Below are 8,363 nucleotides of genomic sequence, written 5' to 3'. Positions count from 1 at the left end.
CAGGGTCGTCAAGGCAGACTGGTTCTGGGTCATCGTGGGATCTCTTCTTTGCTTCTTGCCGGAAACAACTGGTCATCCCACGGTGGCCCCCCATCGTCTACAACGACGAGACCCCCGCGGGAAGTGACACCACGCTATGGGACTCACCCCTCGCAAGCGACAACTGTCCTTGCCGAAAGCCCAATCCCGGCATGGCTCTTGAGTACCTCGAAGCCCACCCCGAAATCAGAGCATCGCTCTCCGTGATGATTGGCGACACAGATTCCGACGTCGAGATGGGTCGTCGGCTCGCCGCCGAGACGGGGGGATGCGCAGTGTTTCGGATCGACCATCGGAACGACCCGGAAGCAGACGTGACATTCGCGAGTCTTGCGGAGTTCGCACGCGGGGTGGGCAGCGCGCTGGAGGGGTAGCTCCCTGGATTCACTCGGCGGAGTAGCCCAGCCCGTGCTCAATCGCCTGCATCAATGAATGAATCACGACGAGCTCCGATTCCTGGATACGGTCGGCCCACCGGCTCGAGCCGAGCGCGAATGTGACATCCGCCACCTGAGCGAGGGGCGAGGACACGACACCTGATGATCCGATAACGAGTCCACCGGCCGCCTTCATAGACTCCGCAGCGCGGAGGACATTGGGAGACTTGCCGCTCGTGCTCAGCGCGAACAACACATCGCCAGGCTTTGCGAATGCATCAACGAACTTCGAGAAGACGAACTCGTACCCGTAATCGTTCGCTACGCATGTCAGGTGGGAGGGGTCGGAGATCGCCATGGCTCGCAGCGGCGGCCGGTTCCCTCGGAATCGACCCGTGAGTTCCTCTGCGAAGTGCTGCGCGTTCGTCATCGATCCGCCGTTGCCACACGCGAACAATGTTCCGCCGCCGCGCAGTGCCGACACCATGATGTGCGCGGCGCTATCGAACGCCGCGGCGAACTCGGCGTCGTCCGCCAATGCGCTCATCCGTCGGGCGTTCTCCCGGAGGTTTTCCTGAACGAGTCCCATACTCTTGCCTTTCCCTCTCCCAGCTCGCAGCGTCAGCTGCGGCGAACCTGCTCGCCATGAGCCAGCCGCGTCGTCGACACTCCATCGAGTAGGTCCACGATATGGACGCGTCCCCCCCATTCCTTGGCGTCTTCCCCGCCGACGACCTCTTCTGCACGATAGTCGGAGCCCTTGACGATGACGTCGGGTTGAATGGTACGGATCAACTCGCGCGGGGTGTCCTGCTCAAAAACGGTGACGAAGTCGACGTATCGGACCGCATCCAGGACAGCCATGCGATCCGATTGAGGCTGAAGCGGACGCGTCGGGCCTTTGAGGCGCCCCGTCGATGCATCGGAATTCACGCCCACGACGAGCACGTCACCGAGCGCGCGCGCCGCCTTCAGAAGCGTTACGTGACCGGCGTGCAGGAGGTCGAAGACGCCGTTCGCGAACACGACAGTCCTGCCGGCTGCCTTCTCGACGCTGACCAATCTCGCAAGCTCGCCCCAATCCTCAATTGTCCCCGGGCGACGCTCCGGCGACGCTTCCACCAACATTTCATCGAGGAGGTCCGCTCTGGTCACTACCGCCGTACCCGGACGCCCGCAGGCGATACCCGCGGCCATGTTCCCGACCTGGACAGCCTTGAGCGTACTCAACCCGCTCGCCAGACCGACCGCGATGCCCGCAATCATCGAATCGCCGGCGCCAGAAACATCGGAGACGAGTCGCGCGCGCGTGGGGATCCGCGTCCGGGTGTCGCCCTCGATGACCTCGACGCCAAGTGCGGACATCGACACCGCGAGCGCTCCGATCCCGTCGGAGGAGAGACGGTCAGCGATGACGCCGAGTGTTGCCTCGTCCGGTGGCGCCGCCGCGACTCTCGCCATCTGCACCGCCTCGGCGAAGTTCGGCTTGACGACCGCTGCGCCACGGTATTTTCCGATGTCGACGGACTTTGGGTCGACAACGACGGGAATGGCGTGCGCGTCGGCGACGGCGATGATCTTCGCGACGGTCGACTCCGCGAGCATACCCTTCGCATAGTCCGAGATGACGATGGCGGTCCCGCCCCTCCGCGAGCTCAGCGCGTCCGTCAGCGCATCGAGAACCGCGGTCTCACCGTCTGGATCCAGGGGAGCGATGTCCTCACGATCAACGCGCACGATCTGCTGTTGCCCCGCCACCACGCGGAGCTTCTCGATCGTCGGCGCCGACCCGCGCGTAATCCGGGTGAAAGCGACGTTCGCGCCAATGAGCAGACGCTCTAGCTCGCGACCCGACTCATCCACACCCCACGAAGCGATGAGCGTCGTCGTCGCCCCCAGCCCTGCGATGTTCATCGCGGCGTTAGCAGCGCCACCGGCCACACTACGATCTTCCCGGACCTGCAGCACCGGGATCGGAGCCTCAGGAGAGATCCGCGTCACTGCGCCGTCGACATACCTATCGAGCATCGCGTCGCCGATGACGATCACCCGCGCCGACTCGAAAGCGAGGACATCGTGCGGCGTGACTGGTGAGGGCGCAGGCATCAGATGGGTCCAGACGTTGACGGGGCCAGCACGCTCGGTGCCGACCGAAAGAGAGTATCCGACTCAGCCTGCAGCCGAGCTGAGCACGTTGTTGATGGCCGTGGCGACGTCTGAAGCGCGGACTGCCGTTATACAGTGCGGCTCGTCAGCCAGGCATTCGTCAGCACATCCGTCCGCCGGCTGCGCTGGTTGAAGGACGGCGGCACGTTGAGACCACGGTCCGAAGCGCTCGGGCGCATTGTCACTCCACGGTGATCCGGTTGCTGGATGGCAGGTGACGACCACCGTGGGGATGTTGAGACTGCTGGCGATGTGTTGCAGCCCGGAGTCGTTGCCCAAGAAGACAGCACACGTGGAAATGGCCGCGGCACTCTCGCTCAACGTGAGCGCACCTGCCAGATCCGCGGCGTAGACGCCGCGCTCTCTCAGCAGGCCGGCCAGCTCCTTCGCCCGTTCCGTATCTACCTCGCCGCCGAGGATCTGCGCGGAAACAGGTCCTGCGGCAGAAAGCTGGAAAAGCGCGGAGGCGATCTCCGACACAGGCCACTGCCGCTTCGCATTGCGGGCACCGATGCCAATCCCGACCACCAGACCGGGCGCTGGCGGAAGCGCCGCCAACTCAGTCGCGCGGCGCTCATCCTCCACGTCGAAGAGCTCGCGACCGACTGGCTGGTCGGCAGGGTCCGACCACGTAAGTCCCAGATACTGGCCAATGCGTTCCAGCTGCTGGACTGAGAGCAGTGGCGCATCACCGCGAGGGATTACGTCGGTGAGCAGTTGACTCTGATCGCCCAGCCATACTGGCTCGCGTTCGGGAACCGGGGCGAAGCCTACGACTGAGCGCGCCCGCGAAGCCGCGGCCAGGTAACGGATCGGTGTGTCATCGAAGTCCCACCGCGGAAGCACAGCGAGGTCATATCCCCGTAGACCGAACCGCCGAACAGCCTGCCGCGCGGTGAGAACCTGACGCTTGAGAGCAGAGCCTTCGCCGATGGGCGTCCATGGAATGATCCGATCGATGGTCGTGATGGCGTGGAACACAGTCGCAGGACCGGGCTTCACCAGGAGGTGGATTGCCGCGTCCGGCCACTGAGCTCGGATCGGCGCCAACAAGGCGAGGGTCGCGACCGTGTCGCCGATCTCGTCGCTGCGCAGCACGAGAACTCTTTTCGGGCTACGACGGGTATCCCACGGTCGTCTGCGCACGCTACCGAAGAGGCGCAAGAATGTTCGCGGTGACAGCGGATCTCGGTGACGAATGGCGTTCACATGCCATTCGATCTTTCGGAGCGCAGTTCGTATCGTCATTCGTTCGTTCATCTCCATCGCGCCCGAGACGACGCGGAGTCTATGAGTCGAGAACCTCGCGGGCCGGCCCTCGAGCGTGCTCGCGGCGGTTCGTCCGGGTCACGCAGCCGCAGTCCTCGAAAGCGCGGAGCGCTAAGCCAGACCGGGTTCGATTCTATCCTCGCGCACGGTCGACGACGGGCGCAGCACTTTGGGCTGCTGCGGCCAGAACGGCCGCGCGCGCGTCGAACGAGTGCTCGCGTCGAACATCCGCGGCGATCTCGCGCAAGCGCTCGTCCGAGGGGAAGAGCTCCGACGGATCCGTTCGAAGCAGCTCCACAAGATGGGATGCATCTCGGTAGGTCACGACCGCGCCGTGGAAGATCTCCTCGATGTCCTCGACCTCCTCGGAGATCACCCGGCCACCGACCGCAACGGCATCGAAAGGACGCATCGCGATGAAACCCTCGCGGCGCATGGCAGGCCACTGATCGTTGAGCACAACCGCGGCCGTCTCGTATCGGGCAGGCAACTCGACGTTCGGGATCGAGCGGGCAGCAATCGCGGACTGAGAGATGAATGGTCGCCAGTCCGGACCATAAACCTTAACGGGGATGCCGGCCGACAAAGGCGCGACCACACTAGGGCGCGCGATGCCTCGAGCTGTGCCCACGAAGACGATGTCCGACCCGCGCTCGAGCCCACGTGGATGGAAGAGATCGGTGTCGGTCGCCTCGAGAAGGGATCGGATGCTGAGCCCCCATTTCTTGCTCATGCGTTCGGACCATCCGGATGAGGCGGCGAACACACCGTCGTGGCGCGCGACCTCCGAGCGAGACACCTCGTCCGGGTGGCTGATGATCCACTCCAACGACACTCCCCATCGCGGCGGATTCATCCGGTAGGGCCCACGGATTGCAACGCTTACGTCGTCGAGGTAGCCCGAGTCACGATCCCGGGCGTCGTAGGCATCGATCACGACCATGTGTCCACGACGTCGCAGAGCACTGGCCAGACCGCGAGCAAAATGAGTGTCCCCCCAGACAGCTCCTGCTCGGCCGGCCGGAGCACAGATCTTGATGGCCCAGCGTTGCGCGTCCGAATGTGGACGCCGCCATTCCAGCGCCGGAGTTGGCCGTCCCGATCGCGTAGTGCTCCAGCCGCGAACATCGAACCCCGCAAAGGAAATGATCTCCTCAGCTCGCTGCCGATCGTCCTCGGCCGCCGGTTGTATACCGTGAGCGTACGCGTGACGTGTGGTCCAATCGGGCAGATCCGGCTCCTCCAAGACGGGAACGATGTCGAGCAGAACCCGGGGCATCGCGCCTCGTCGATTCATGCGGAGCGAAAGCGCCTCGATGTCCTCGTCATCGTCCTGAATGCCACCCCCTTCGAAGAGCTGGGAGAAGGGCATAGCGAAGCTGCGCCCGACCGCGATCGGCACGTCGAGCACTCGCATCGCTATCACCGAAGCATCCTCGACCGGATGGCCGCGGAGGATGCGGTAGGTACGCGCGCCAATTCTCGCGGCACCCAATCCGACGAGCGTCCCATCCTGAGCTCGATGAGCCGGGAATGCCACCGAACTTCCCCCCTCACGCGCGAGCGACTCAACTTCGACGTCGTCGAAATCTGCCCGTGCGTCGAGGACGACAAGAGGATTGATCGTTGGCACTGTCCTTGTCTCGGAGGCAACGACTTCGCCCCAAGAGTTGGGGGCTCTGTAAAGCGTGAAGCGGATACCCGGCTCGATCTCAGAGAGCACCGTCGCGGAAACCCACTGCGAGGCATCGGCTTCGATCATCGCGGCCGACGCCGCTATTTTGTTTGCTTGCACGAGCCGTGCGACCTGTTCGAGCTTGCGGTGGTACCTGCGATCGCGAGCCTGGACGAAGCGCACCAAGGTATACGGAGCCGTGGATTCTGCAGCTACATCTTCGCTGCCTGACGACCATCGCATCGACGACCACTCCCGAGCCGCGCGGATGGCCAGTTCCCGGAGGGCCGTGACCGTCATTCGTCGCTCTCGATCACCCGCCCGCAAGATGAGTTCGAGCCCACGGTTCGTCCACACGTGTTCCAGTGCCGGACCTTCCACGGCGCCTCCTGCGCCAACAGCATCCCACCACGGATTGACCGCGATCGTATCGCGTTCGCCGACCAGGTACGCGTAAAGGGCGGGCACCCGAAAGACCTCCGGCAACCCTCCTCCCGCGAAAATCTCATCGAAGAGTGGGTTCAAGCTGAGACCTCGGCGGAATCCGCGAGAGACATAGTGCCACGTGGCCGCGCTGGCGGAGATCGACCGCCAGCCGAGTTGGGCGGCATAGAAATCCCGATCGACCAGGCCGGATCGCCGAATCTTTCGGTACCACCAGACGCGGTCCACCAGCCGCACGAGCGCACCCACGATCGGAGCATCGCGCATCGCACGAACCCGCGACCTCACTTTGCTGCCGATCATTGGCCGTCTGTGCTGCGGGACCGACTGAAGCGCGCACGAAGCTTGCGCAGCCGCCTCCACAATGGGTGGTGGTCGTACATCGAGCCCACGATCTCATGGCGCTGTCGCTCCAGCTGCGATGCGAGCTCGACCGAGAACTCGTGACGCAGTCGCTTCTCGACAGATCCAATGTAGAGCGGCAGTGCCAGGTCGTTGTCGGCTATCCACCTAGAGAGCGCTCTGTCGCGGACGATAGCGTCGTCCCGCGCGTGCTCTGAAGCCAGCTCGAACATGCTGTTTGCTGCCGCACCACTGGCAGACGGACGCTGAGTCCAGAATGCACGCGGCGGCCCCGCCAGGTATCCGATCGGATGTGTGCACATCACGCGAAGATAGAAATCCCAATCCTCCACAGCATCCAAAGTGACGTCGTAGCCGCCATGCTCATCGTGCAATGCCCGACGGTAGAGGAAGGAGATCGGGACGATCCGATTGACGACGAGCATCTCTCCGAGCGAGATGTGCGTCATGCCATTCCAGAACGGCACCCGCTCGATCTCACCCCACGCGCCGTCCCGAAGCTCCTCGTAGACAATCTCGGTGGTCATCGAGACACCGCCGTATCCCGGATGAGCATCAAGCCACGCGACACCGTCGGCGAGAAAGTCGGGATGCCACAGGTCGTCATCATCGTGCAATGCGATGAACTCGGTTTGGGCAGCGCTCACGCCGAGGTTCGCGGCAGCGCTGCGTCCGCTGGGGTGGTCGGTGTCGCATACCGTGACATTTTCAGCGACGTCTGATTCGGCGATCACCCGAGTCACCAACGCGTGATCGCCACCATCGTTCACGACGATGATCTCGAGGTCGCCGTACGTCTGCGCCGCGATATCGGCAAGGGCTCGTCTCAAGAACTCCGGGCGGTTCTTGGTACGAACGACTACAGCGACTCGATGACCCACAGGGGCAGTTTATCGGCGCCCCTACAGGTCAGCGTGCAGCTGCCACACACGCTCGGCAGCACCAGCCCACGAGAACGCCCTCCCGCGGTCCGCCGCGAGCACGCCGAAGCGCTCGACCGCCGTCGTCGAGGCCAACACGCCGGCCAGCACGCCGGCGAGCGCCTCCCCCAAGCCTTCCGCCGCATCCGCGAAGACTCCGCCGTCGAGCACGACTTCGCGGTGCACGTCGGTGTCGGATGCCACGACCGGCACCCCCGCCGCGAGCGCCTCCACGACCCGCCACGGGAACGCCGACAGCCGTGACGGCGCGAGAAGCGCAACCGCACCGCCGAGTACGGCCGCGCGATCGGCATCCTCCAGCGCGCCTCGCACGTGCACGTGCCCCTCGCCGAGACCCGCCGCCGCGGCGAGATCCAACACCCCTGGCTCATCCCCCTCGGGCGCGTCCAGCACCACGACCGGCAGATCGATGCCGGAGGCGACGACGGCAGCGAAGGCATCCGACACGCCCGCCGACGGTGCCGACGACCCCGATACCAGCACGAAGCCCTCCGGCAGGTCCAGCGCACGCCGTCGACCGATCTCATCGACCGGCACGGCGAACCCCTCGGGCGCGGCGCCCGCGATCACCCGCACCCGATCGCCGAACGATCCGAGTTCCGACACCCGCACCGCCATGGCGTGCGTCGGCACGACGACGGCGTCCGCGAAGCGCACCGCGCGCTTCAGCATCGCCTTGTGCCACGTGACGGCGCCGCGCGCGAGCTCGGCGGGCCGGTCCCAGGCATCCAGATCCCACAGCGTGACGACGGTTTGATCGCTCGCGTGCACGCGATCGTGTTTGACGAGCGGAGCGAGGAGCGTCGGCGAATGGATCATGCCGCCGCCCACCCCTGGCGCGACCCCGAGCTGCCACGACGCCGCGAGCTCCCGCCGCGGAAGCGCCATCCGCGAGAGATCCGCGAGACCCGGCACCGCGCCCTCGACAACCCCCGCGACGTCGGATGCCGCGGGCACGATCCCCGCGACGACGCACCCCGCAGGCGCCGCCCGTACGAGAGCGCGCGTCAGCTCCCGCGACGCCATGCCCAGATCGGCATGCGTCGGCGCGACCAGCTGGTCGAGCACGACCCTCAGCACCGCGGGCAC

General features: G+C 65.1%; 7 protein-coding genes. 1 reads left to right on the top strand and 6 read right to left on the bottom strand.

Going from position 1 to position 8,363, the window contains the following annotated elements; all coding sequences use genetic code 11:
* Positions 1-68: 68 nt before the first annotated feature.
* Positions 69-413, top strand: a complete 345-nt coding sequence (locus tag J0I43_RS15555; RefSeq protein ID WP_367267559.1) for an HAD hydrolase-like protein — start codon at positions 69-71, stop codon at positions 411-413.
* A gap of 10 nt (positions 414-423) precedes the next feature.
* Here the strand turns inward: J0I43_RS15555 and J0I43_RS15550 are convergent, their stop codons facing one another.
* The 6 genes from J0I43_RS15550 to J0I43_RS15525 form a co-directional block, all read right to left on the bottom strand.
* Complete coding sequence (locus J0I43_RS15550; protein WP_292865942.1) at positions 424-1,005, bottom strand: SIS domain-containing protein; 582 nt, start codon at positions 1,003-1,005, stop codon at positions 424-426.
* 32 nt (positions 1,006-1,037) lie between these two features.
* Positions 1,038-2,465 (bottom strand): D-glycero-beta-D-manno-heptose 1-phosphate adenylyltransferase, encoded by a 1,428-nt coding sequence (gene rfaE2, locus J0I43_RS15545; RefSeq protein WP_292865939.1) that lies wholly within the window; start codon positions 2,463-2,465, stop codon positions 1,038-1,040.
* A 120-nt stretch (positions 2,466-2,585) separates the two neighbouring features.
* Positions 2,586-3,680 carry a glycosyltransferase family 9 protein gene (locus J0I43_RS15540; RefSeq protein ID WP_292865936.1) on the bottom strand — a complete coding sequence of 365 codons (1,095 nt, stop codon included), beginning with the start codon at positions 3,678-3,680 and terminating at the stop codon, positions 2,586-2,588.
* Positions 3,681-3,984: 304 nt separating this feature from the next.
* Complete coding sequence (locus J0I43_RS15535; protein WP_292865933.1) at positions 3,985-6,273, bottom strand: glycosyltransferase; 2,289 nt, start codon at positions 6,271-6,273, stop codon at positions 3,985-3,987.
* A complete protein-coding gene (locus tag J0I43_RS15530) occupies positions 6,270-7,214 on the bottom strand; it encodes a glycosyltransferase family A protein (RefSeq protein WP_292865930.1) in 945 nt (314 codons plus the stop codon). The genes J0I43_RS15535 and J0I43_RS15530 overlap by 4 nt, the downstream gene beginning before the upstream one ends.
* Before the next feature lie 21 nt (positions 7,215-7,235).
* Entirely contained in the window at positions 7,236-8,363 is a 1,128-nt protein-coding gene (locus tag J0I43_RS15525; RefSeq protein ID WP_292865927.1) for a glycosyltransferase, read from the bottom strand.

The sequence above is a fragment of the Microbacterium sp. genome, from assembly GCF_017305435.1.
Lineage (GTDB): Bacteria > Actinomycetota > Actinomycetes > Actinomycetales > Microbacteriaceae > Microbacterium.
This window is presented reverse-complemented; position numbering and strand designations above follow the sequence as displayed.

Coding starts and splice junctions, on each gene's coding strand:
- J0I43_RS15535 (WP_292865933.1), bottom strand. CDS start 6,273: ATGATCGGCAGCAAAGTGAGGTCGCGGGTTCGTGCGATGCGCGATGCT.
- J0I43_RS15550 (WP_292865942.1), bottom strand. CDS start 1,005: ATGGGACTCGTTCAGGAAAACCTCCGGGAGAACGCCCGACGGATGAGC.